Here is a 23,009-nt window from a genome sequence, read left to right on the forward strand (position 1 = left end):
TGTCGGCGCCCCGCTCAGCCCGCCAGCGACGCCTCGAACAGCGTGCGGGCCAGGCGGCGATGATCGGCCAGCACGTTCGGCAGGTCCACCGTCAGCAGGCGCCCGTCGCGCACCACCACGCGGCCGTTGATGATGCTGGTCGACACATTGGCCGGCGTGCAGAACACCAGCGCCGCCACCGGGTCGAGGCCGGCGCCCGCGTAGCCCACCGCGGACATGTCGAACGAGACGATGTCGGCCGACATGCCCGGCGCCAGCGCACCGATATCGTCGCGGTTCAGCACCCGGGCCCCGCCCAGCGTGGCGATCTCCAGGGCCTCGCGCGCGCTCATCGCGGCCGGGCCAAAGCCCACGCGCTGCAGCAGCATGGCCTGCCGCGCCTCGCCCAGCATGTGCGCGCCATCGTTCGATGCGCTGCCATCCACGCCCAACCCCACCGGCACCCCGGCGTCGCGCATGCGGCGGACCGGCGCGATGCCGGACGCCAGCCGCATGTTCGAGCACGGGCAGTGCGCCACGCCCGTACCGGTGCGCGCGAACAGCGCCAGCCCTTCGTCGTCCAGCTTCACGCAGTGCGCGTGCCAGACGTCGTGCCCCACCCAGCCCAGGTCCTCGGCATACTGCGCCGGCGTCATGCCGAACTTCTCGCGCGAGTAGGCGATGTCGTTGTCGTTCTCGGCCAGGTGCGTGTGCAGCGACACGCCGTAGTGCCGCGCCATCGTCGCCGATTCGCGCATCAGGTCGCGCGACACCGAGAACGGCGAGCACGGCGCCAGCACCACGCGCTGCATGGCGTGCCGCGACGCGTCGTGGTACTGCTCCACCAGCCGCTGGCTGTCGCGCAGGATGTCGGCCTCGCGCTCGACCACGACGTCGGGCGGCAGGCCACCCTGGCTGCGGCCCACGCTCATCGACCCGCGCGCCGCGTGAAAGCGCATGCCGATCTCGTGCGCGGCGCTGATCGAATCGTCGAGCCGCGACCCGTTCGGATACAGGTACAGGTGGTCGCTCGTGGTCGTGCAGCCGGACAGCATCAGTTCGGCCATCGCGGTCTGGGTGGACACGCGGATCATCTCCGGCGTCAGGTGCGACCAGATCATGTACAGGTTGGTCAGCCAGCCGAACAGCTCGGCGTCCTGCGCCGCCGGCACGGCGCGCGTCAGGCTCTGGTACATGTGGTGGTGCGTATTGACCAGGCCGGGCATCACCACGTGGCCGTGCATGTCGGCCACCTCGGCGCGGCCCTCGTCGATCATGCGGCGATAGGTCTCGGGCAGGTCCGCCGTGGCGCCGACCCATTCGATGGCCGGGCCGTTGGCGACGAGCGCGCCGTCGGCGATCTCGCGGCGCTGGGCGTCCATGGTGACCAGTACGTCGGCGTGCTTCAGGATCAGGGTCATGGGATGTCGGGGTCGGTGGTGGTCAACGCCCCGGAGTCTACGCAGCCCGGCCGGCCGCGCCCAAGCGCAGAATTTCGCGCGGCCTGTCCACAAATTGTGGACAGCGCCCCTAGCGGGACAGTGCCTGCAGCGTGTCGGCCATGGCGTCGGCCATCAGGCTGGCGGCCGGCGTCAGCGGGCTGTGCGCACGGGCCACGAGCCGCAGCATCTGGCGCCGCAGGTCGTCGTCGCGCAGCGGCACGAACACCACGGCGCCGCGCGAGCGTTCCTCCATGACGTCGAGCGGATTGAGCAGCGCCACGCCGGCGCCGGTGGCCACCAGCCGCTGGATCAGCACCACCGACGTCGACTCGACGATCGGCACCACGGCGGTCGACTGGCGCGCGAAACCATCGTCCACCAGCGCGCGGATCGACAGCGACGGCGCCGGCAGGATCAGCGGATACCCCGCGCATTCGGCCAGCGTGGCCGACGCCTGCGCCGCCAGCGGATGCCCCGGCGCCACCACCGCGCCTATCGACCACTCGCGGCTGGCCACCACGCGGAAGGCCGCCACCTCGGGCAGGTCGTAGCCCAGCCCCAGGTCCGCGTCGCCCTGCTCCACCGCCTTGACGATGCCATCCACCGGCAAATCGGCCACGCGCACGACGATGCCCGGCTGATGCTGGCGGAAATCGTGCACCAGCGACGGCATCAGCGCACCGGCCAGGCCCGACGTGGTGGCAATGGTCACCATGCCGCGCCGGGCGCCCTTGATCTCGGCCACGCGCGCCAGCAGCCCCTGGTGCTCGCGCAGGGTCTGCCGCACATGGGCCAGCACGGCCTCGCCCAGCGGCGTCAGGTGCAGGCGCTTCTGGATGCGGTCGAACAGCGGCACGCCCAGTTCGGCCTCCAGTTCCAGGATCTGGCGGTTGATGGCCGTCGGCGCCACGTGCAGGTGCTCGGCGGCGCGGCGGATGGACCCGCGCCGGACGACTTCATCGAAATAGCGGAGGACGCGCGCGTGCATGGGCTGTCAGCGGGGAAGAGGCGTGTTCGGGCATCCGCGCATTGTACGGGTCGCAAAATCCTCAAAAAAATAGTGCAAAGGGGCTTGCGCGATACTATTCGCCTTGCTAGAATCTCGTTCTTCGTTGGGGCGTTAGCTCAGTTGGTAGAGCAGCGGACTCTTAATCCGTAGGTCGAGTGTTCGAGTCACTCACGCCCCACCAGCGAATTCCCGAAAGGCCCGAAGCCACCAGCTTCGGGCCTTTTGCATTTCACTTTTGCATTTCCGCCCTCTCCTTCGTCTCCACGGCCGTGCCGCCGTACCGAGTGGTCATATGTCCACGGGTTCCTCCCTATACCCCGTCCCCGCCTTTCCGGGTTGAATGCATCTCGGCGCATATCATGGAACGTAGTTCCGTGATGCGGAACCGATAGCCTGTCCCGCGACGGACGGGCAAGACAAGCAGCAACACGCGCAATACGTTGGGAGGCATCTCTTGAAAGCAGTTCTGAAAGCGGGCGCTGTGGGCGCCCTGGCCGCTCTGGGTCTGGTGGCAACGGCGGCACACGCACAGTCGTATCCGAACAAGCCGATCCGGCTGATCGTGCCGTTCGCGGCGGGCGGCACCACCGACATCGTCGGCCGCGCCGTGTCCGACGCGCTGGGCCGCGAACTGGGCCAGCCGGTGGTGGTGGAAAACCGCGGCGGTGGCGGCGGCGCCATCGGGGCCGACGCGCTGGCCAAGTCCGCGCCGGACGGCTACACGCTGGGCATCGCCACGGTCAGCACCATGGCCACCAACCCGGCCACGAACGCGAAGAACCCGTACGACCCCATCAAGGACTTCGCGCCGATCACGAACCTGGTCAACGTGCCGAACGTGCTGACGGTGAATCCGAAGGTGCCGGCCAAGAACCTCAAGGAATTCGTCGCGCTGCTCAAGGCCAACCCGGGCAAGTACAGCTACGCATCGGCCGGCAAGGGCAGCATCTCGCATCTGGACGGCGAGCTGTTCAAGTTCATCACCAAGACCGACATGGTCCACATCCCGTACCGCGGATCGGGCCCGGCGCTCAACGACACGCTGGCCGGCCAGGTGAACGCCCAGTTCGACAACCTGCCGTCTTCGATGCCCCACATCCAGGCCGACAAGCTGCGCGCGCTGGCCGTGGCCGCGCCCAAGCGCGTGGAGGGCCTGCCCAACGTGCCGACCTTTGCCGAGGAAGGCATGAAGGACATGAACAACATGGCCTGGTACGGCCTGGTGGCGCCGGCCGGCACGCCTGCGGCCATCGTCACCAAGGTGCACGATGCCGCGGTCAAGGCGCTGCAGGACCCGAACGTCAAGAAGCGCCTGCACGACGCCGGCGCCTACCCCGACGGTAACACGCCGCAGCAGTACGCGGCCCAGATCAAGCGCGAGCTGGACCTGCGCAAGAAGATCGCCACCGACCAGAACATCACGCTGGAATAACGGCGGCGAGCGCCTCATAGGTGACGTATCTGCCGCACGTGCGTGGTTACCACAGTGCTGCGGCAGACCGTCGCGAATCCCGGTACAGTGTCAGTCGATGCAGACATTTTCGACAGATTCCCTATCTGGCTGGCACCCTGCCCGGCCATCACTTGTGAGGATGATGATGCTGAAGAAGACCGTACCGGCGCTGATCGTTGCCGCCCTGACCGCCCTGGGCGCCGTGCAACTGGCGCATGCACAGAAGAACTACACGGACGGCGGCGATCTCTATAGCGGCAGCCGGACCAAGAACCAGGCCAACCCGAACCAGAACCCGGCCAAGTCCGGCAAGTTCGACCCGTACACCGACGGCGCCAAGAAGTCGACCCGCACCGACCTGGCCCCGAACCGCAAGCCGGACCCGTACACCGACGGCGCCAAGTCGGGCAAGCCCGATCCGTACCTGGACGGCGCCAAGACCGGCAAGCCGGACCCGTACCTGGACGGTGCCAAGTCGGGCAAGGCCGACCCATACACGGACGGCGCCAAGAAGTAATCGACGCCACGCCGCGGGCTCGCGCCCGCATGGCAACGCCCGCGCAAACCCCCGCCCCACGGCGGGGGTTTTTCTTTGCGCAGGCGCCCCCTGCGGCGCCTCGGCCATAAGATTGACTAGGACATACCCGACCTGTCACGCAAATGTCCCAACATTACTGCTAGTGTTCGCCATACCGATTTTTCATAGAAGCGACCGGCCCGATACGAGGCAGGCGCCACCGCCGTCCGGGCCGGCCAAAGCACCGGCCCAAGAAGTGTCCCAGGCGGCAGCACCCTAATAGGGAGACCTGAGCAAATGCAGCCCAAAGCACTCGAAATTCACGAGCCCGTCGTGCTCTCGCTCGTCGATGCGGTCACCGCATGGCAGGGCGCCCTCGACCAGACCCTGAGCGATTCGGGGCTGACCTATCCCAAATGGCTGTTGCTGCGTGCCATCCGGCTTGGCGATTTCACGCGCGGCGAGCCCTGCCAGGGCGCCATCTTCCTGGACGTGCCGCAGACCGAGCGGCTGCTGCGCGAGCTGCATGCCGATGGCTGGATCGACTTCCCGGCCGACGGCACGCCGCATATCGCCGCCGATGCCTGCCCGCGCCTGGATCGCGCCGCCCAGGCCGTGCGCGCGCTGCATTCGGTGTCCGTGGGCCAGTTGGCCCCGGCCGAGCGCGCCGCGCTGACCAGCCTGCTGCATCGCATGACCACCACGCTCGAAGACCACGCGGCGCGCCACACCCGCCGCGCCGCGCGCGACGCCCACGAACTCTCGCTGATCGTCTCCGACCAGGCCAGCCGCAGCGCGCGGCAGGCCCTGGCCGCCTGACACGCACCCGCCTGCTTCTTCCCGCCGCACCGAGACGCCCCGCCCAGCGGGGCGTCGCCGTTTTGTCGCACCGGCGCCTCAAATCTTTCCTACAGTGTGAGGATGCACCGGCACACCACCGAGAATGACCGAGGAGACGCCATGCCCCCGGAAAACGAAGAAAAGGTCGCGCAACTGCTGGAGGATCTGGTCGCATTCGCACGCGAGCGCCTGCCCGCCGCCACCTTCGCCATCGTCGAGCCGCTGTTTCGCCATTACTACGACCTGGCCGATGCCGAGGACCTGCTGGCGCGCGACGTGGCCGACCTGTACGGCGCCGTGATGGCGCACTGGCAGACGGCCCAGAAGTTCGTGCCCGGCGCCGCGCGGCTGCGCGTCTACAACCCGAACCTGGAAGAGCACGGCTGGCACTCGGACCACACGATCATCGAGATCGTCAACGACGACATGCCGTTCCTGGTCGATTCGGTGACGATGGAAATCAACCGCCACGGCCTGACGCTGCATTCGGCCATCCACCCGGTGTTCCGCATCTGCCGCGACGCGCGCGGCGCCATCGAGAGCATCGGCCTGGGCGGCACCGAGGCCAGCACCGATAGCTGCCGGCTGGCCTCGTTCATCCACTTCGAGGTGGACCGCACCGGCGACGCCACGCGGCTCGACGCGCTGCGGCTGGGCATCGCCGCGGCGCTGGGCGACGTGCGCGCGGCCGTGGAAGACTGGCCGCGCATGCGGCAGATCGCGCAGGAAACCGTCGCCGGCATGGCCCGCGCGGCCGACGCCAGCTCGCCCGAAGCCACCGAGGCGCGTGCGTTCCTGGAATGGATGCTCGACGACCATTTCACGTTCCTGGGCCAGCGCGACTACGAACTGGTGGCGCGCGACGGCCAGTATTTCCTGCGCGGCGAGCCGGGGTCGGGCACGGGCATCCTGCGCGAGGCGCTGCGCGACCCCGGGTCGGACGACCTGACGCCACTGCCGCCGGCCGCGCGCGCGATCATCGAGGGCGCGTCGCCGATCTTCATCACCAAGGCCAACTCGCGCGCCACGGTCCATCGCCCCGGCTACCTGGACTACGTGGGCGTCAAGCTGCTCGATGCCGATGGCAAGCTGTTCGGCGAACGGCGCTTCGTGGGGCTGTACACGTCCACGGCCTACATGGTCAGCACCAGCGAAATCCCGCTGATCCGACGCAAGTGCGCCAACATCCTGGCCCGCGCCGGCTTTCTGACCAAGGGCCACCTGTACAAGTCGCTCGTGACGATCCTGGAGCAGTATCCGCGCGACGAACTGTTCCAGGCCGACGAGGACGAGCTGGCCGAGATCACGCTGGGCATCCTGCGCCTGCAGGAACATCAGCGCACAAGGCTGTTCGTGCGGCGCGACCGCTTCGACCGCTTTATCTCGTGCCTGGTCTTCGTGCCGCGCGACAAGTACAACACCGACCTTCGCCAGCGCATCCAGAAGCTGCTGGTGGAGTCGTTCAACGGCACGAGTTGCGAATTCACGCCGCAGCTATCCGAATCGCCGCTGGCCCGCATCCAGCTGACCGTGCGCGGCGAGCCCGGCACCATGCCCGAGGTCGACACGCGCGAGCTGGAACAGAAGATCGTGCAGGCCACGCGCCGCTGGCAGGACGACCTGGCGCAGGCGCTGCACGACAGCCGGGGCGAGGAACAGGGCAACCGCCTGCTGCGCCGCTACGGCGACTCGTTCCCGGCCGGCTTCCGCGAGGACTACCCGGCCCGCACCGCCGTGCGCGACATCGCGCTGATGGAACACGCGCGGCAGCACCCCAGCGGGCTGGCGATGAACCTGTACCGGCCCATCGAGGCCGCGCCGGGCGCGTTCCGCTTCAAGGTGTTCCGCGCCGGCGAGCCCATCGCGCTGTCCGCCAGCCTGCCGATGCTGGAGCACCTGGGCGTGCGCGTGGACGAGGAGCGGCCGTACCTGATCGAGCCCGAGGGCGGCGAGCCGGTCTGGATCCACGATTTCGGGCTGGAGATTGCGGCGGACCCAGACGGCCGGCCGCTGGACGTCGAGATCGAGAAGATCAAGCCGCTGTTCGAAGACGCCTTCGCGCGGGCCTGGAACGGCGAGATCGAGAGCGACGACTTCAACCGGCTGGTGCTGCGCGCGGGCCTGTCCGCGCGCGACGTGACGATCCTGCGCGCCTACGCCAAATACCTGCGCCAGGTGGGCTCCACGTTCAGCAACGCCTATATCGAGCGCGCGCTGACGGCCAACCCCGGCATCGCGGCCATGCTGGTGTCGCTGTTCCACGCGCGCTTCGACCCGGCCACCGCCCGGCCGGACGGGCCGGCGGACCAGCGCGGCCAGAAATGGCTGGCCGACATCGAGGCCGCGCTCGACAAGGTGCCGAACCTGGACGAGGACCGCATCCTGCGGCTGTTCCTGAACGTGATCGGCGCCACGGTGCGGACCAACTACTTCCATCGCGGCGCCGACGGCCAGCCGCGCCCGTACGTGTCGTTCAAGTTCAACCCGGCGCTGGTGCAGGGCCTGCCCGAGCCGCGCCCGATGTTCGAGATCTGGGTCTACTCGCCGCGCGTGGAAGGCGTGCACCTGCGCGGCGGCCGCGTGGCGCGTGGCGGGCTGCGCTGGTCCGACCGCCGCGAGGACTTCCGCACCGAGGTGCTGGGCCTGATGAAGGCGCAGATGGTCAAGAACACGGTGATCGTGCCGGTGGGCTCCAAGGGCGGCTTCGTCGTCAAGCGCCCGCCCCCGCCCACCGACCGCGACGCCTTCCTGGCCGAGGGCGTGGCCTGCTACCAGACCTTCCTGCGCGGCCTGCTGGACCTGACCGACAACCTCGTGTCCGGCGAACTGGTGCCGCCGCCCGACGTGGTGCGCCACGACGAGAACGACCCGTACCTGGTGGTGGCCGCCGACAAGGGCACGGCCACGTTCTCGGACTACGCCAACGCCATCTCGGCCGAATACGGCTTCTGGCTCGACGACGCCTTCGCGTCGGGCGGATCGGTCGGCTACGACCACAAGAAGATGGGCATCACCGCGCGCGGCGCGTGGGAAAGCGTCAAGCGCCACTTCCGCGAGATGGGCGTCGATATCCAGAGCACGCCGTTCACGGTGGTGGGCGTGGGCGACATGTCCGGTGACGTGTTCGGCAACGGCATGCTGCTGTCGCCCCACATCAAGCTGCTGGCCGCGTTCGACCATCGCCACATCTTCCTGGACCCCGATCCCGATCCGGCCAGGAGCCTGGCCGAGCGCCAGCGGCTGTTCGACCTGCCCCGCTCCAGCTGGGCCGACTACGACACCGCACTGATCTCGGCCGGCGGCGGCGTGTTCCCGCGCACGGCCAAGACCATCCCGCTGTCGCCGCAGGTGCAGGCGGCGCTGGGCATCCAGGCCGCCACGCTGTCGCCCAACGAGCTGATGCACGCCATCCTGGCCGCGCCGGTGGACCTGCTCTACAACGGCGGCATCGGCACCTACGTCAAGGCCAGCACCGAGACGCACCTGCAGGCCGGCGACCGCTCCAACGACGCCATCCGCGTCAACGGCAGCGACCTGCGCTGCAAGGTGGTGGGCGAAGGCGGCAACCTGGGCTTCACGCAGCTTGGCCGCATCGAGTTCGCGCGCAATGGCGGCCGGATCAACACCGATGCCATCGACAACTCGGCCGGCGTGGACTGCTCCGACCACGAGGTCAACATCAAGATCCTGCTGGGCCTGGTGGTGGCCGACGGCGAGATGACCGAAAAGCAGCGCAACGCGCTGCTGGCCGAGATGACCGACGAAGTGGGCCTGCTGGTGCTGGAAGACAACTACTTCCAGACCCAGGCGCTGTCCGTGGCCAACCGCGAGGCGCCCACGCTGCTCGACGCCGAGGCGCGGCTGATCCGCTGGCTGGAACGCGCCGGCCGCCTGAACCGGCCGCTCGAATTCCTGCCCGCCGACGACGAGATCGCCCAGCGCAAGGCGCTGAACCAGGGGCTGACGTCGCCCGAGCGCGCCGTGCTGCTGGCCTACAGCAAGATGTGGCTGTACGACGAGTTGCTGGCCTCCGACCTGCCCGAAGACGCGCTCGTGGCCAACCTGCTGGTCGACTACTTTCCCAAGCCGCTGCAGGCCCGCCACGCGGCGGCCATGACGCGCCACCCGCTGCGCCGCGAGATCCTGGCCACGCACCTGACCAACATGCTCGTGAACCGCATCGGCGCCACGTTCGTGCACCGGCTGATGGAGGAAACCGACGCGCGCCCGGCCGACATCGTGCGCGCCTGCCTGCTGGCGCGCGACGTGTTCGGGCTGACCGCGCTCTGGCAGCGCATCGACGCGCTGGACAACCACGTGGATGACGCCATCCAGGCGCGCATGTTCGGCGCGCTGGGCCGGCTGCTGGAACGGGCGACGCTATGGTTCGTGCGCTACCTGCGCGGCGGCGGCACCGTGGATGCCGGCGCCACCCGCTTCACCGAGGCCGCGCAGTGGTTGTTCCCGCAGCTCGCGGCGCTGCTGCCGCCGGAGACGTCGCAGGCGATGGCCGATGCCGCGCTGTCGCTGACCGAGGCCGGCGTGGACGACGACCTGGCCCTGCGCGTGGCCGCCAGCGACAACGCGGCCGCCGCGCTGGACATCGCCGAGGTGGCGGCGTCGTGCCAGCGCAGCCTGGCCGCCGTGGCGGCCGTCTACTTCGCGCTCGATACGGACCTGAACTTCGGCTGGCTGCGCGAACGCGCGCTGTCGCTGCCGTCGGACACGCACTGGGACTTGCTGGCACGTACCACGACGCTGGAAGACCTGGGCCGGCTCAAGCGCGCGCTGACCACGAGCGTGCTGGCGCAGGCGCACGACGGCGAAGACGCCTCGGCGCTGATCGACCACTGGCGCGGCAGCCGCCAGACCGCGCTGGACCGCTACGCGCAGATGCTGGCCGACCAGCGCGCATCGGGCGTGTCGGGCGCGGCCGGGCTGTCGATGCTGTCGGTGGCGGTCAGGGAGATCGGACTGCTGGACCGGGCTTGATAAGGCTTGATAAGGCTTGATAGGGCTTGATAAGGCTTGGGAGGCAAGCAGGACGACCGGGCAGGCCGCGCGGCGGCGGCCCGGGCCTCAGTCGTCGTCGATGACGTCGTCGTCGTCGATGTCGCGCAGCGGCGGCGCGTCGTCGCCGTCGTCCATCAGGTCGTCGTCGGCGCCGTCGCCGCGCGCGCGGAATTCCAGCCCCAGGCGCAGGAAGAGCTCGAACGCATCGGCCAGCAGGTGTTTCTGACGCGGCAGCAGGCTGGCATACGGCATGTCGTAGATCGACTGGTGCGTGCCCCGCGCGCCCTTGAGCCCGCGGTCACGTGCGATGTCAGACAGCAGCGCGGCAAAGCCCGAGAGATCCTCCGCGGCCAGCGCGGTGTTCAGCACACGGGCGATGACCTGGGAGGATGCGCCCGCCCAGCCAATGACTTCGGCATTGGAGGCGGAATCGTGGGAGATGTCGCTAATGTCCATGATTGTCTTAACGGTACGAGACCGCGCAGCCTTGAGGCGACAATCGCGACAACACGTTTCGCGGTTGACGTTGCCCCTCTTGCGCGGGGACGTCAGTGCCGTTTTCTGCCGCGCGGCGGCGGCGGCGGGCCGGGCCGGCGCGCCGGGGCGCTGGGGGCGGGTGCGTGCGACACCTGCCGATACCGTGGCGCACCATCGGGCCCGGGGCGGGCCTCCAGCGGGTTACGCGCGCCGCACAGCGGACAACGGAACAGCGGGCCCTGGCCCTCGTTCCTGATTTCCACCTCGTCGGGCGACCACTGCGCACCGCAAGGCTGGTTCTGGCAAACAAACATCATGGACTCCGGATGAAGCGAGTCATCGTACCACGCGGGTCTCGCGCATCACACCGCGCGCGTGTCTGAAACACGCCCCACGTCGGCGGGATGGCGTGGCGGCATCGATGCCACGCCGGTGCGCCTACCCGTTGTTCTGGATCCAGTGGCGCGCCCACGCGCCGGCAGCGAGCCGCGCTTCGCCGGCCGTCAGGAACGTGGACGGCGGGCCGCCCGCTTCCTGCACGACGGCGCCGGCCTCCCAGATATCGCACCACGCGCGATAGCGCTCCGGACCCAGCGCCTGCCAGAACAGATGGACGACGAAGCCACGGTACTCGAACATGTCGGCCCCGCCATCGGTCTCGCGCGATGCCGCCGCCGGCCGCGAAGTGCCAGCGCGCGGGTCGGTGGACCCAGCCTCGGCCTCCGCGCCGCCCTGCGCGCCCGCGCGACGCGCATGCTGGCTACCCAGCAGCGCGCATAACCCGGCCGTGATGGCGCCGGTCAGCAAACCCGCCGCAAACCAGCACGCCCTGCTCTCGCGTTCCACCATGCGTCGCCTCCGCTTCGGGTCGTCTCTACGATGTCGAGATGCGCCGGAGATCGGCGGTTCCTACAGGTCAGGTTATACCAATCCGGCACCCGGACAGGCGGCAGGCGCCGCCATGTCGACCAGACCCGACTTGGCGCGCCCGGCGCAGCGAGCATTTTGAGAATCGGGCACGTGCAAGGCGGCAGCGGCGTGGCTATACTACTGTACGTTTATACAGTATCCGCCTGACTACGCCTTCCGACCCATTTCGACCCCTGCCCACCCCATGCCCGCCTATCAAGCCGCCTCGATCCTGCTGGAAGCCCATTACTTCGGCGACGACGCCGAGCTGCTGCGCCTGCCCTGTGACCGCGTCACCGTGCAGGCGGGCGCCATCGTCGTCGACGGCCTGGAGACCCGATATCTGCGCAACCTGCGCTGGACGCCCGACTACCTGTCGTTCGAGGCCGGCGGCGACCGGCATCGCTACCCGGTGAGCCGCCCGGCCGTGGTCGGGCCGCAGGCCGCCCGCTTCGCGCTGCTCTAGGCTGTCGGGGTGGGGAGTGGAAACCCTAGCGCCCGGCCGCGCGCAGCGCGAACGTCAGCGTGGTGCCGGCGGGCCGGTCCACGAGCCGTACCTGGCTGCCGTTGAGCTGCAACATGCGCTGGACGATCAGCAGGCCCAGGCCGCCGCCGCGATGCGCGCCGCCCGACGGGAACGGCCGCTGGAAGATCGACTCGCGCAGCGCGGGCGGGATGCCCGGCCCCGTGTCGCTGACCGTGACGGCGACGTTGCCGTCCTGGGCGGCGAGGTCGATCTCGACCGTGCCGCCGGCCGGCGTGTGGCGAATGGCGTTGTCGAGCAGATTGGTCAGCACCCGCTCGATCATGCCGAGGTCGGCCGAGACGGCGGGCAGGGCCGGCGGCACGCCGGCGCGCAGTTGCAGGTGCTTGGCTTCGGCCGGCAGCGCGAATTTTTCGAGCACGTCCTGCGTGAGGTCGACCATCGAGAAGGTCTCCGGCACCGCCTGGACCATGCCGTGCTCCAGCCGCGCCAGCTCGAACAGCGACTGGGCCAGCCCGCCGACCTTGGCGCTTTGCGCCAGCGCAATCGCCAGATACCGCTGGCGTTCGTCGGCGCTGAGGCTGTCGGCCTTGACCGAGAGCGTTTCCAGATAGCCGTGCAGGGATGTCAGCGGCGTGCGCAGGTCGTGCGAGATATTGGCCACCATCTCGCGGCGCTCCTGATCCTGCTGCTTCAGGGCCCGCCACTGGCTGTCGATGCGCGCCGACATCTGGCGAAACGCCGATTCCAGCGCGGCCATTTCATCGCGTGTCCCGTCTCGTGTCCCGTCTCGTGTCCCGTCGTGGGCATCGTCCCGGGGCGTCGGCGGCGGCACGGCCGGCGGGGCGTCGGCGCTGCCCGCGCCGCCGGCCGACTCGAACTGCCGGATCTCGTGGGTCAGCCGCCGCAGCGGGCGCGTGATCAGCGCAAAGGCCACCAGGCCGGCGATCAGGCCCAGCCCGGCCACCAGCGCCATCGACCACAACGTGGTGCGCATGACCGCGTCCTGCGACGCGCGGGCGGCCAGCTTGTCGTGCGCCTCGCCCATCAGCACGACGTAGATGTAGCCGCCCTGCCGCAGCGGCGCGGCGCTGAACACCTTGCGGCCGGACGCGCTGCGCGGGTCGTCGCCCAGGATCGGCAGCGCCCCGCCGTCGATCAGCTTCCTGACCGGGGCCAGGTCGACGTGGTCGCGCAGCAGGTGGCCGCTTGGCGCGTCGTGGCCGCGGATGCGGCCCGTGTCGTCGAGCAGGTACACCTCGACGCTCGGATTGACGACCATCAGTTGGCCGAACAGTTGCCGCAGGGCCTGCGGCGCGATGGCGCTCTGGTCCTCCAGCAGCGCATTGCGGGCGATGTAGGCGGCCAGCCCGCGCGACAGGCTCTGCACGACTTCCTTCTCGTGCATCGTGTTGGCGCGCACCTGCAGCCAGGCCGACGCCCCGCAGCACGCCAGCAGCAGCGCGGCGAAGACGGCCGACAGGCGCTGGGTCAGGGACAGGTTCACGATCCGCCCTCCCCGCCTTCCGGCCCGGCCGCCGGGTCCGCCACGAAGCGGTAGCCACGCCGCCAGACCGTCAGGATGCGCCGGGGCTGGGCCGGGTCTGCCTCGATCTTGGTGCGCAGCCGGTTGATATGGGTGTTGACCGTGTGCTCGTAGCCCTCGTGCTGGTAGCCCCAGACCGCGTTAAGCAGGTCCATGCGCGAAAACACCTGGTCCGGGTGCCGCGCGAAGTAGTACAGCAGGTCGAACTCGCGCGGCGTCAGGTCCAGGCGCCGGCCATCGACCGATGCCTGGCGCGCCAGCGGGTCGATCGCCAGCCCGGCCAGGTCCAGGCTGCCCGCGTCGGCGCGCACGTCGCGCGCCATCGCCTCCACGCGGCGCAGCAGCGCCTTGACGCGCGCCACCAGCTCCAGCACCGAGAACGGCTTGGCCAGGTAGTCGTCCGCGCCCAGTTCCAGGCCCAGGATGCGGTGGACCTCGCTGGAGCGCGCGCTGGTGATGATGATCGGCGTATAGCGCGTCATGGCGCGGGCGCGACGGCAGATCTCCAGGCCGTCGACGCCGGGCAGCATCAGGTCCAGCACCAGCGCATCCCAGCCGCCCTGCTCCAGCAGCCGCAGGCCCTCGGCGCCGTCGGCGCTGTGCACCACCTCGTAGCGCTCGTCGCGCAGGTGCATGGCCAGCACGTTGGCAATGCCGGCATCGTCCTCGACCAGCAGGATCCGTTTCGGATGTTCCATGTTGCACCCCGTGGCAGGGGTCTCGGGAATGGGATAGGTGTCGCTATTGTGCAGAATTCCGGCCGGCCAGTTATCACGAATTGTTTAAGGTTTGGCGAGGACTCCGAGACGCCCCGTTGCCTACCATCCGATCAATCCCTCAATCCTTCTCGATCACGGAGTCCATCATGCGCATCACCCGACGCTTCCTGCTGTCCGGCGGCACGCTGGCCGCGGCCGTGGCCACCGTGGGCGGCTGGCGCCTGCTGGCCGGCCCCGCCGCCGTGGCGGCCACCCCCGGGCAGGCCCCCGCCCGGTTCGACGTCACGCTGAGCGACGCCGAATGGCGGCGCAAGCTGACGCCGGCCCAGTACAACGTGCTGCGCCAGGAAGGCACCGAACGGCCGTACAGCAGCCCGCTCAACGACGAGCACCGCAAGGGCGTCTTTGCCTGCGCGGGCTGCCAGCGCGACCTGTTCTCGTCGAACACCAAGTTCGACAGCGGCACCGGCTGGCCCAGCTTCTGGGCGCCGCTGGCCGGCGCGGTGGGCACCACGCAGGACGTGTCGTTCGGCATGATCCGCACGGCCGTGCATTGCAGCCGCTGCGGCGGCCACCTGGGCCACGTGTTCGACGACGGCCCCAAACCCACCGGGCAGCGCTACTGCATGAACGGCGTCGCCATGACCTTCCGGCCCGTGCCGGCCTGATCCCCGCTGCCACGGAGTCCATCGCCATGTTGCTGCTGATACTTGCTTACCTGGGCGGGGTCCTGACGATCCTGAGCCCCTGCATCCTGCCCGTGCTGCCCTTCGTCTTCGCGCGGGCCGACCAGCCTTTCGTGCGCAGCGGCCTGCCGCTGCTGGCCGGCATGGGCGTCACGTTCGCCGGCGTGGCGACGCTGGCCGCCGTGGGCGGCGGCTGGGTGGCGCAGGCCAACGAGTTCGGACGCTGGCTGGCCATCGCGCTGCTGGCGGTGTTTGGCCTGACGCTGCTGCTGCCCAGCCTGGCCGAGCGGCTGACCCAGCCGCTGGTCCGTGCGGGTAGCCGCCTGACCAACGCCGCGCAGGCCGACGGCCGCCCGGCCGGCCCGGCGTCGTCGTTCCTGCTGGGCATCGCCACGGGCCTGCTCTGGGCGCCATGCGCCGGGCCGATCCTGGGGCTGGTGCTGACCGGCGCGGCGCTGCAGGGCGCCAGCATCGGCACCACGCTGTTGCTGCTGGCCTATGCGGCCGGCGCGGCCACGTCGCTGGCGGTGGCGCTGCTGATCGGCGGGCGCGTGTTCGCGGCGATGAAGCGGTCGCTCGGTGCCGGGGAATGGATCCGGCGCGGCATCGGCGCGGCCATGCTGGTGGGCGTCGGCGCCATTGCGCTGGGGCTCGACACCGGCATCCTGACGCGGATCTCGACAGTGGCCACGGGCGGCCTGGAACAGCGGCTGGTCGACACGTTCGCGGCACGCAAGCCCGACACGGGCCCCGGCAACCCGGGCAGCGCGATGATGATGCAGGCCGCCGCCACCAACGCGATGGCGCCCAAGCCCGAGGCAGGCGGGTCGATGATGATGCGCGCGGCCGGCAACGCCGGGGCGTCGGCCCTGCCGGTCGAGGGCACGTTCCCGGGCCTCGATGGCGCCGTGGCGTGGCTCAACTCGCCGCCGCTGACCGCCGAGGGCCTGCGCGGCAAGGTCGTGCTGGTCGATTTCTGGACGTACTCGTGCATCAACTGCCTGCGGTCGTTGCCCTACGTCAAGGCGTGGGCAGACAAGTACCGCGACCAGGGCCTCGTGGTGATCGGCGTGCACGCGCCCGAGTTCGCGTTCGAGCGCAACCTCGACAACGTGCGCAAGGCGACGAAGGACCTGGGCGTCACCTATCCGGTGGCAGTCGACAACAACTTTGCGATCTGGCGCGCCTTCCGCAACAACTACTGGCCCGCGCACTACTTCATCGACGCGCAGGGGCGCGTGCGCTTCCACCATTTCGGCGAGGGCGAGTACGACAAGTCCGAGGCCGTCATCCGCGCGCTGCTGGCCGAGGCCGGCCACGGCGCGGCGATGGAAAAGACCGCCATGGCCGCGCCCGGCGCCATGCAGGGCGTGGAGATGGCGGCCGATGCGGGCGCGGTGCGGTCTCCGGAGACCTACGTCGGCTACGGCCGGGCCGAGAACTTTGCCTCGCCGGGCGGGCTGCGGCAGGACGCCAGCCGCGCCTACACGGCGCCGGCGCAGCCCGCGCTGAACCAGTGGGGCCTGGCGGGCCAGTGGAAGGTGGGCGAGGAGAACGCGACACTGGTGCAGCCGGACGGCCGCATCGTCTATCGCTTCCACGCCCGCGATCTGCACCTGGTGCTGGGCCCGGGCAGCGACGGCAAGCAGGTGCGCTTCCGCGTGACAATCGACGGCCAGGCCCCGGGCGACGCGCACGGCACCGACGTGGCCGCCGACGGAACCGGCACCGTCACGGACCAGCGCCTGTACCAGTTGGTGCGCCAGGGTGGCGACATCCGCGACCGCACCTTCGCAATCGAATTCCTCGACCCCGGCGTACAGGCCTACGCCTTTACGTTCGGCTGAGGCCCGCGCCCCACCTTGACGCCGACTACATTAGGAAAACAACCATGAAAGCGACCCCGAACACTTTGACCCTGCTGCAACGCTGGACCCGCCCCACCACGCTCAAGATGATGGGCCTGGCCATGCTGGCGGCCGTGGCCACCACCTGGCGCGTGCCCGCCCTGTCCGCCGAGGACGCCGTGCGCATTCCCGCGCCAACCGTCGACGAGAAGGCCGACGCGAGCCATAGCGCGACGGCCATCTTTGCCGGCGGGTGTTTCTGGGGGGTGCAGGGGGTGTTCCAGCATGTACGCGGCGTAACACTCGTCACATCCGGTTACGCCGGCGGCGCGGCCAATACCGCGCAGTACGAAAAGGTGGGCACGGGCCGCACGGGGCACGCGGAGTCCGTCGAGGTGCGCTATGACCCCACGCAGATCAGCTACGGCAAGCTGCTGCAGATTTTCTTCTCGGTGGCGCACAATCCAACCCAGCTCAACTACCAGGGCCCGGACCACGGCACGCAGTATCGTTCGGCGATCTTTCCGCTAACGGCCGAGCAGAAGCGCATCGCCGACGCCTACATCGCCCAGCTTGGCGCGGCCAAGGCGTACCCGTCGCCAATCGTCACGCGCGTGGAGCCCGGCAAGCCGTTCTATGCGGCCGAAAGCTATCACCAGGACTATCTGACGCGGAACCCGAACGACATGTACATCGTCTTCAACGACCTGCCGAAGATCGGCAACCTGAAGAAGATGTTCCCGGACGTCTATCGGAACGATCCGGTGCTGGTATCGGGCGCCAAGACGGCCAGGTGAGGCGCGGGCCGTTCACTCCAGCAGCCGGACTGCCGCCGTCACTACCCATCCCGCGGCCACGCAGGCCCCAATCCAGCCAAATCCGATCAGCAGTACGTCTCGCCAGGTCATCGGTAAAAAATGCAGCCGCACGATGCAACACCGTCGTGCGGCTTTTCTGTTGGAAGCAATGGGGTCAAGGCTAGACGATCTATGACGCAGAACAATGTCGGAGATGTAAGGAAAGGTTGCCGTGCGCGGGCTTCAACCTGCCGCCGGCGGGGCGCCCCGTTGTGGTGCCGGCGACGTGACACGCGCAGGCTTGGTGCCGATCACCTCCAGCACGTTGTCGCTCACCACGATCTTCACCGGGTCGGTGTCCTTCCACTGCTTGCGGGGCAGCACGATCTTCCAGACGGCCGGGGCGTCCGCGCGCCGGAAGAAGGCGACGACGCCCACGTAGTCGGCATCCTCGTCCATCGGCTCGCTGATGCTTGCCGCCGTGTCCGGCCGCAGCACGACATCCTTCGTCGCCAGCAGGTCGGCCTGCAGGCGGTCGAGATCGTCGTTCTGGAAATCGGCATAGTCCATCTGCTCGAACGCCTGCGGCGACTTCAACTGGTACAGCCGCACCACGGTCGACAGCGACTTGCCCTGCCCGTCCGTGTTCAGCGCCGACCGGCTGACCAGGTCGACATTCATGGCCTTGACCTGCGTCGTGAACGCCCATTTGGCGGCATCGACCGTGCTGTCCTTGACGGCCTGCCCTACCCCGCAGCCGGCCAGCAGGGCCGCGCCCACGGCGGCAGCCACGTACCTGATTGTCATCGTCATCTTGTGGTTCCTATCGGTTCATGCGGATGGCTGGCCGGCGGCATGCTGCCCCGCCATGTGCCCAGCCTTACGCGGGTCAGTCGCCCGGGCGGGCTGTCGGCATCAGCCGTCGGTGCCGGCAGTTGCGACGTGTAGCCAAGGCGGACGTCCGGCGCGTTGAGCCCCGGCGCCGGCATCAGCGGCCGGCGCACGTGCATTTCGAGCTGAGCATCGGCTTCGTGGCCCAGGTAGAAGCGCAGCAGCGCCATGACCGCGCGGTGCATCGGCCGGCCGGGCACGAGGTCCAGCACCGTCTCGCGCGCCGACGGCGTGATCACCACCCGCACGGTATTGGCCCGGTCGCGGAAGCCGCGCCCCAGCACGCAGTTCTCGCCCAGCGGCATCGGCTCCGGCGTGTCGATGCGGATCCAGACCGGATGGAATTCCTCCACCCGGACCGCCGCGTCCGGCACCGCGTGCTGCAACACGCCGGCCAGCCCCTCCGCCGTGCGCGTGCGCTGGCTGGCCAGCCCGAGCATCGACAGCAGCGTCTGCGTGGGCACGTCGCGCCCGCCCGGCCGGGGCGCCAGGCCCAGGCCCAGGAAGCTGAGCAGGTAGCGCGACACCTCGTCGCCGCCGTCCTTGCGAAAGCCCACCGGATAGCGATACTTGCGCCCCGCGCGATAGAACTGCGTGACGATGCGGTGGTGGAACAGGTCCAGGAACGCCGCCAGCGGCTCGGCGCCATCGCGGCGCTGCGCGACCTCGTCGACGAAATACGACGGCATGCGCGCGTCCACGCCATGCAGGCCCAGGAATGTGGTGCGGACCGTCGGCGGCCGGGCGGGCGCGTCGGCGTCGATCTCGACCGTGTCGATCTCGCGCCCCGGGAACCCGAGCCGCCCGCTCGCGCGGAACCGCACCGGCTCGTGGGCCGGCGAATCGGTGGTGCCCAGCGGGGCGCGCGCCGGGTCGGCCAGTTCCAGCAGTTCGCACAGCCGGAAGAAATGCATGCGCGGCGCGTGGGCCAGCAGCGCGCCCAGCAACGGCGCGGCGTCGTCTGTGCGCAGGTCGGCTTCGCTCAAAACGGTGCCCCCTCGCCCTTGCTGTCTGGCCATTGCTGCCGCTTGCCGCTGGGCTGCGACACGATGACCAGCCGCGTGTACAGGTTCACGGTGGCATACAGCGACAGGAAGCGGTTCAGCAGTTCGCCGAACAGGCCGATGTCGCCTTCTCCCGCAAACCGCGTGCTGTCCAGCGTCACCTCGATCTCCACGCCACGCAGCAGGCCGCCGCGCACCAGCTTCTGCAACGGCCGGTGGCGCACGTGCCGGATGCCGTCGATCCGGCGACGGTTCAGCTCGCCGTCGGTCCAGTCGTAGAGCGCCAGGCTGCCGCGCAGCACCTCGGCGTCGAGCAGCGACAGGTAGTTGGGCGCCAGATGCGACAGCACGCGCCAATGGAAGCGGTCCCGCGTCGGCGGGTAGACGGGCAGCGTGGGCGCGGTCAGGTTGCGCACCGCCGCGATATGGGTAAAGCCGCCGCGCATCCGCGTGATGCCGGCCTCGCGCAGCCCCTTGCGCGGCAGCATGCCGTTGGTGCCGGTCACCGACAGCGACAGCGTCTCGCGGGGCAGCGCGTCCTTGTGCTCCCAGGCATGGCCGCCCAGCACCAGCCACGTGTCGAAGCGGCCCGACGGCCCACGCCGCATCCGCGTGTGGAAGTAGCGCTCGGGCATCTCGTGGCGCAGCATTCCGCCCCGGTGCCGGAACGCCGCGAACGGCGCATATTCGAAGCGCGCGCCGGTCTCGGCCTCGAAGCCGCGCACGGTATCCACCGAGTACGGCTCCACGTGCTTGCCGTGGTGCTCCATGGCCCGCACGCGGTACTCGGTGTCGAACTGGTTGACCGTGATCGGGTCGGCTTCCAGGTCGAACAGGTTGATGATCGGCGTGCAGTAGAGCCGGATATTGTCGGCCGTGAACCGCATGTCGTCCGGAAACGGCTTTGCCAGCACGATCTCGATGTCGACGAAGGCGCTGTCGTCGGGCACGGCGTCCAGGTCGAGGCCGACGAGGTCGACGAACATGAACTTCTCGGGGAACGTGAAGTATTCGAGCAGCAACTGGTAGCCGCCGAACGCGTTGTCGGCCTTGGGCCAGAGCCGCTCGGCGGGGCCAAAGCCCACCGGCTCCAGCCGCAGTCCCGGCATCGGCTGGGGCGCGCCCGGCCGGTCGGACGGATGCCCCGGCATGCGCACCTGCACGGCCAGCGGCGGCGCGGTCAGCGCGGCATGAAGCGCCAGCGCCACGGGCCGGTCGGCATGCAGGTACATCCGCAGGCGCGGCACGTCGCGTTGCTCCCGCCGCGACTGGACCTGCAGGGCCAGCCGCAGGCGGATCACCGAGCGGCCATCCTCGCGCGCATAGGTGCCGGCCTCGGCCATGCGCAGCGGGTAGAGATCGACGGGCTGGGTCGTGCGGTACGTGCACGACACGGTGTCGGCCGGGCCGCCGTGGGCGTCCAGCGGCACGGGATCGGACACGACTTCCAGCCCGGCCGGCAGCGTCTCGTGCCGCTGCAGCGTGCCGGCCGCCGGGATCATCTCCAGGATCGACAGCGACGGGATCATGCGCAGGTAGTGCGGCCACAGCATGCTGACCAGCCCCTCGGTCAGCTCCGGCAGTTCGTCGTCCAGCTTGTGCCGCAGCCGGCCCATCAGGAACGCGAAGCCCTCGAACAATCGCTCCACGTGGGGGTCGCGCTCGCCGATCCGGTCGATGTTGAGCATGCGCGCGCGGTCCGGGAAGGCCTGGGCAAACTCCTTGCCCGCCTCGCGCAGGTAGCGCATTTCGGCTTCGTAGTAACGAAGGATGTCGTTGTCTTGGGTGAATTGGCTCATGGCAGATGGGCGGTGCGGCGGTCAGGCGAGCGCCACGGCGCGGGCCGGGTCGATCGCGGTCAGTTCCCCGGCCAGCGTGTCGATCCGCTGCGCCAGCGCGGGCTTGTCGGCGTCCTTGCGGGTCATGCGGGACTTCAGCAGGCGCAGCAGCTGCTGCTTGACTTCGAAGGCCAGCGCCGGCTCCCACGCGGCCAGCCGGAACTGGCCGCCGCGCTGGTCCAGCGCGGTCAGCAGGTGCAGCGCGGTATCGGCCCGTTCGGCGCGCTCGGCCACGCGGGCCATCACGAGCTGCCGCATGAAGCGGTCACGCTCGCCGTCGCGGGCGGGCAGGTCCTGCAACCACGCCAGTGCGGCATCGAGGCTCTGCTGGGCGGCCAGGTCCGCCGCCTGCGCCTCGGTCTCGGCCCAGTCCATGCTGGCCGAATCGAGCGCGACCGGCGCCACCGGATCGCCCCGCTCGATGTCGCGCACCGTCGCATGGCGGGCGATCCATTCGAGCGTGGTGTCGTCGGCGAACGGCGTGCCATCGGCAAACAGCAACTGTTCGACGCCCGGCAGGCGCGCCAGCATCAGCGCGCAGTCGGTGGCCAGCAGGTCGCGGCTGCGGGCGCTGGCGTTGGCCGACGTGTCCTGCGCGGTGAAGGCGTAGTACTGGAGGTCGAGCCAGAAATGGTTGGCGCCCTCCGCGAACGCCTGCTCCACGCGGTCGAGCAGTTCCGGCCATTGCTTCTGCAGGACCAGGCGCTTCATGTGCGCGCGCAGCTCGGCGCGCGGTCCGATCAGGCGGGTCTTGCCGCCCGCCTCGTGCGGCGGCGGCTCGGTCAGCGTGTCCCATCGAACGCAGCGCATCAGCCGGCAGGCGGCGAGGTAGCCGTCGGGCTGCTCGCGCAGAAAGCCGGCCATCTGGCGCGCGCGGTCGAGCAGCTCGCGCGTGGACGCCACGTCGCCCGCAGCCAGCGGCGGCGCCACGGCGGCGGTGCGCGCCGGGTCGCTTGGCCGGTCGGCATCGCTCGCGGCCGGCGATTCCACCCTGCCCTCGAAGCGCCGGAACAGCGGCTCCAGCGCGGGGCGGCCGGCCTCGGGCCATTGCGCGGTGTGTTCCTGAATCAGTGCCAGCGCCGACAGCGTGCGCTCCAGGCGGGCATCGACCAGGCCCGGCACGCGGTCGAGCCGGTCGGTGAACGTCGTCCCGGCCAGCCATTCCAGCGCGGCCCGCCGGCTCTCGGCGCGCGCGGGCAGCAACTGGTCGCCAAAGCGATCGATCAGCGCCGACAGCAGCTCGAACGCCGCGGCCACGCCTTCGGCCCCATCGCGACGCATCCGGCCATATGCGTAGTACACCGCCAGTCGCACGTCCTTGGCCGCCGACTTGAGCAGCCGCTCGGCCAGTTCGACGATGAGGTTGTCATCGATATCGGACAGCTTGGCCACTTCCTCCTTGATGGCGAGGAAGTCGTCGTCGTACCCGGGGTCGTCGCCCACCGGACAATCGGGCCGGATCGGCTGCAGCCAGGGTTCCAGGCTCGCCTGCGTGGCGCGGGCGAGGTCGGACGGCGCGCGGGTGCCGAACAGGGCGTCCAGAAGATGTTTGAACATG

Annotated in this window: 19 protein-coding genes and 1 tRNA gene; 9 read left to right on the forward strand and 11 right to left on the reverse strand. The window is 69.6% G+C overall.

What is annotated here, in order from left to right:
* Positions 1-14 precede the first annotated feature (14 nt).
* Together QTN24_RS14945 and QTN24_RS14950 are read right to left on the reverse strand one after the other, a co-directional pair.
* Positions 15-1,400 carry an 8-oxoguanine deaminase gene (locus tag QTN24_RS14945; RefSeq protein WP_313837863.1) on the reverse strand — a complete coding sequence of 462 codons (1,386 nt, stop codon included), beginning with the start codon at positions 1,398-1,400 and terminating at the stop codon, positions 15-17.
* A 109-nt stretch (positions 1,401-1,509) separates the two neighbouring features.
* Positions 1,510-2,409 carry a LysR family transcriptional regulator gene (locus QTN24_RS14950; RefSeq protein WP_313837864.1) on the reverse strand — a complete coding sequence of 300 codons (900 nt, stop codon included), beginning with the start codon at positions 2,407-2,409 and terminating at the stop codon, positions 1,510-1,512.
* Positions 2,410-2,535: 126 nt separating this feature from the next.
* On the opposite strand from QTN24_RS14950, the gene QTN24_RS14955 reads away from it, so the two are divergent.
* The 5 genes from QTN24_RS14955 to QTN24_RS14975 all read left to right on the forward strand — a co-directional run bounded on the left by QTN24_RS14955 (position 2,536) and on the right by QTN24_RS14975 (position 10,232).
* Positions 2,536-2,611 (forward strand) — tRNA-Lys (locus tag QTN24_RS14955).
* A 273-nt stretch (positions 2,612-2,884) separates the two neighbouring features.
* Positions 2,885-3,862, forward strand: coding sequence for a tripartite tricarboxylate transporter substrate binding protein BugE (locus QTN24_RS14960; RefSeq protein WP_124684494.1), 978 nt, complete (start codon positions 2,885-2,887; stop codon positions 3,860-3,862).
* A gap of 166 nt (positions 3,863-4,028) precedes the next feature.
* Positions 4,029-4,400 carry a hypothetical protein gene (locus QTN24_RS14965; protein ID WP_124685131.1) on the forward strand — a complete coding sequence of 124 codons (372 nt, stop codon included), beginning with the start codon at positions 4,029-4,031 and terminating at the stop codon, positions 4,398-4,400.
* Positions 4,401-4,697: 297 nt separating this feature from the next.
* Positions 4,698-5,219, forward strand: a complete 522-nt coding sequence (locus QTN24_RS14970; RefSeq protein ID WP_313837865.1) for a MarR family transcriptional regulator — start codon at positions 4,698-4,700, stop codon at positions 5,217-5,219.
* Between the two features lie 141 nt (positions 5,220-5,360).
* Positions 5,361-10,232, forward strand: coding sequence for an NAD-glutamate dehydrogenase (locus tag QTN24_RS14975; RefSeq protein ID WP_313837866.1), 4,872 nt, complete (start codon positions 5,361-5,363; stop codon positions 10,230-10,232).
* An 87-nt stretch (positions 10,233-10,319) separates the two neighbouring features.
* On the opposite strand, the gene QTN24_RS14980 is transcribed toward QTN24_RS14975, so the two are convergent.
* From QTN24_RS14980 to QTN24_RS14990, 3 genes are all read right to left on the reverse strand, one after another.
* Positions 10,320-10,709, reverse strand: a complete 390-nt coding sequence (locus tag QTN24_RS14980; protein WP_124684497.1) for a hypothetical protein — start codon at positions 10,707-10,709, stop codon at positions 10,320-10,322.
* A gap of 92 nt (positions 10,710-10,801) precedes the next feature.
* The gene (locus QTN24_RS14985; protein WP_313837889.1) at positions 10,802-11,044 is read right to left on the reverse strand and encodes a hypothetical protein; all 243 of its coding nucleotides are present in this window, start codon (positions 11,042-11,044) and stop codon (positions 10,802-10,804) included.
* 124 nt (positions 11,045-11,168) lie between these two features.
* Positions 11,169-11,579: a hypothetical protein gene (locus tag QTN24_RS14990; protein WP_124684498.1), complete on the reverse strand. Its 411-nt coding sequence runs from the start codon at positions 11,577-11,579 to the stop codon at positions 11,169-11,171.
* Positions 11,580-11,844: 265 nt separating this feature from the next.
* On the opposite strand from QTN24_RS14990, the gene QTN24_RS14995 reads away from it, so the two are divergent.
* Positions 11,845-12,105: a hypothetical protein gene (locus QTN24_RS14995; RefSeq protein ID WP_124684499.1), complete on the forward strand. Its 261-nt coding sequence runs from the start codon at positions 11,845-11,847 to the stop codon at positions 12,103-12,105.
* Between the two features lie 25 nt (positions 12,106-12,130).
* Here the strand turns inward: QTN24_RS14995 and QTN24_RS15000 are convergent, their stop codons facing one another.
* On the reverse strand, positions 12,131-13,630 hold the full coding sequence (locus QTN24_RS15000; protein WP_313837867.1) for a HAMP domain-containing sensor histidine kinase: 1,500 nt from the start codon (positions 13,628-13,630) through the stop codon (positions 12,131-12,133).
* Positions 13,627-14,367, reverse strand: coding sequence for a response regulator transcription factor (locus QTN24_RS15005; protein ID WP_313837868.1), 741 nt, complete (start codon positions 14,365-14,367; stop codon positions 13,627-13,629). The genes QTN24_RS15000 and QTN24_RS15005 overlap by 4 nt, the downstream gene beginning before the upstream one ends.
* A gap of 167 nt (positions 14,368-14,534) precedes the next feature.
* On the opposite strand from QTN24_RS15005, the gene msrB reads away from it, so the two are divergent.
* From msrB to msrA, 3 genes are read left to right on the forward strand one after another with little or no spacing between them, the layout of a single operon-like run.
* Complete coding sequence (gene msrB, locus QTN24_RS15010; RefSeq protein WP_124684502.1) at positions 14,535-15,056, forward strand: peptide-methionine (R)-S-oxide reductase MsrB; 522 nt, start codon at positions 14,535-14,537, stop codon at positions 15,054-15,056.
* 26 nt (positions 15,057-15,082) lie between these two features.
* Complete coding sequence (locus QTN24_RS15015) at positions 15,083-16,921, forward strand: cytochrome c biogenesis protein DipZ (RefSeq protein WP_313837869.1); 1,839 nt, start codon at positions 15,083-15,085, stop codon at positions 16,919-16,921.
* Between the two features lie 44 nt (positions 16,922-16,965).
* Entirely contained in the window at positions 16,966-17,718 is a 753-nt protein-coding gene (gene msrA / locus QTN24_RS15020) for a peptide-methionine (S)-S-oxide reductase MsrA (protein ID WP_313837870.1), read from the forward strand.
* Between the two features lie 243 nt (positions 17,719-17,961).
* Here msrA and tssJ read toward each other — a convergent pair whose 3' ends face one another.
* The 4 genes from tssJ to tssA all read right to left on the reverse strand — a co-directional run bounded on the left by tssJ (position 17,962) and on the right by tssA (position 23,008).
* On the reverse strand, positions 17,962-18,531 hold the full coding sequence (gene tssJ, locus QTN24_RS15025) for a type VI secretion system lipoprotein TssJ (RefSeq protein WP_313837871.1): 570 nt from the start codon (positions 18,529-18,531) through the stop codon (positions 17,962-17,964).
* The gene (gene tssG / locus QTN24_RS15030) at positions 18,528-19,523 is read right to left on the reverse strand and encodes a type VI secretion system baseplate subunit TssG (RefSeq protein ID WP_313837891.1); all 996 of its coding nucleotides are present in this window, start codon (positions 19,521-19,523) and stop codon (positions 18,528-18,530) included. Before tssG ends, tssJ begins: the two co-directional genes overlap by 4 nt.
* A 68-nt stretch (positions 19,524-19,591) precedes the next feature.
* The gene (gene tssF, locus QTN24_RS15035) at positions 19,592-21,412 is read right to left on the reverse strand and encodes a type VI secretion system baseplate subunit TssF (RefSeq protein ID WP_313837872.1); all 1,821 of its coding nucleotides are present in this window, start codon (positions 21,410-21,412) and stop codon (positions 19,592-19,594) included.
* Positions 21,413-21,433: 21 nt separating this feature from the next.
* Positions 21,434-23,008, reverse strand: coding sequence for a type VI secretion system protein TssA (gene tssA / locus QTN24_RS15040; protein ID WP_313837873.1), 1,575 nt, complete (start codon positions 23,006-23,008; stop codon positions 21,434-21,436).
* Position 23,009 lies beyond the last annotated feature (1 nt).

Source organism: Cupriavidus sp. SZY C1 (assembly GCF_032190535.1).
GTDB classification, from domain to species: Bacteria; Pseudomonadota; Gammaproteobacteria; order Burkholderiales; family Burkholderiaceae; genus Cupriavidus; species Cupriavidus pauculus_C.

Excerpts from the sequence above, each read along its gene's own strand:
- QTN24_RS14945 (WP_313837863.1), bottom strand. The coding sequence starts at position 1,400 with ATGACCCTGATCCTGAAGCACGCCGACGTACTGGTCACCATGGACGCC.
- QTN24_RS14950 (WP_313837864.1), bottom strand. The coding sequence starts at position 2,409 with ATGCACGCGCGCGTCCTCCGCTATTTCGATGAAGTCGTCCGGCGCGGG.
- QTN24_RS14965 (WP_124685131.1), top strand. The coding sequence starts at position 4,029 with ATGCTGAAGAAGACCGTACCGGCGCTGATCGTTGCCGCCCTGACCGCC.
- QTN24_RS14970 (WP_313837865.1), top strand. The coding sequence starts at position 4,698 with ATGCAGCCCAAAGCACTCGAAATTCACGAGCCCGTCGTGCTCTCGCTC.
- QTN24_RS14975 (WP_313837866.1), top strand. The coding sequence starts at position 5,361 with ATGCCCCCGGAAAACGAAGAAAAGGTCGCGCAACTGCTGGAGGATCTG.
- QTN24_RS14980 (WP_124684497.1), bottom strand. The coding sequence starts at position 10,709 with ATGGACATTAGCGACATCTCCCACGATTCCGCCTCCAATGCCGAAGTC.
- QTN24_RS14985 (WP_313837889.1), bottom strand. The coding sequence starts at position 11,044 with ATGTTTGTTTGCCAGAACCAGCCTTGCGGTGCGCAGTGGTCGCCCGAC.
- QTN24_RS14990 (WP_124684498.1), bottom strand. The coding sequence starts at position 11,579 with ATGGTGGAACGCGAGAGCAGGGCGTGCTGGTTTGCGGCGGGTTTGCTG.
- QTN24_RS14995 (WP_124684499.1), top strand. The coding sequence starts at position 11,845 with ATGCCCGCCTATCAAGCCGCCTCGATCCTGCTGGAAGCCCATTACTTC.
- QTN24_RS15005 (WP_313837868.1), bottom strand. The coding sequence starts at position 14,367 with ATGGAACATCCGAAACGGATCCTGCTGGTCGAGGACGATGCCGGCATT.
- msrB (WP_124684502.1), top strand. The coding sequence starts at position 14,535 with ATGCGCATCACCCGACGCTTCCTGCTGTCCGGCGGCACGCTGGCCGCG.
- QTN24_RS15015 (WP_313837869.1), top strand. The coding sequence starts at position 15,083 with ATGTTGCTGCTGATACTTGCTTACCTGGGCGGGGTCCTGACGATCCTG.
- msrA (WP_313837870.1), top strand. The coding sequence starts at position 16,966 with ATGAAAGCGACCCCGAACACTTTGACCCTGCTGCAACGCTGGACCCGC.
- tssJ (WP_313837871.1), bottom strand. The coding sequence starts at position 18,531 with ATGACGATGACAATCAGGTACGTGGCTGCCGCCGTGGGCGCGGCCCTG.
- tssG (WP_313837891.1), bottom strand. The coding sequence starts at position 19,523 with ATGCATTTCTTCCGGCTGTGCGAACTGCTGGAACTGGCCGACCCGGCG.
- tssF (WP_313837872.1), bottom strand. The coding sequence starts at position 21,412 with ATGAGCCAATTCACCCAAGACAACGACATCCTTCGTTACTACGAAGCC.
- tssA (WP_313837873.1), bottom strand. The coding sequence starts at position 23,008 with ATGTTCAAACATCTTCTGGACGCCCTGTTCGGCACCCGCGCGCCGTCC.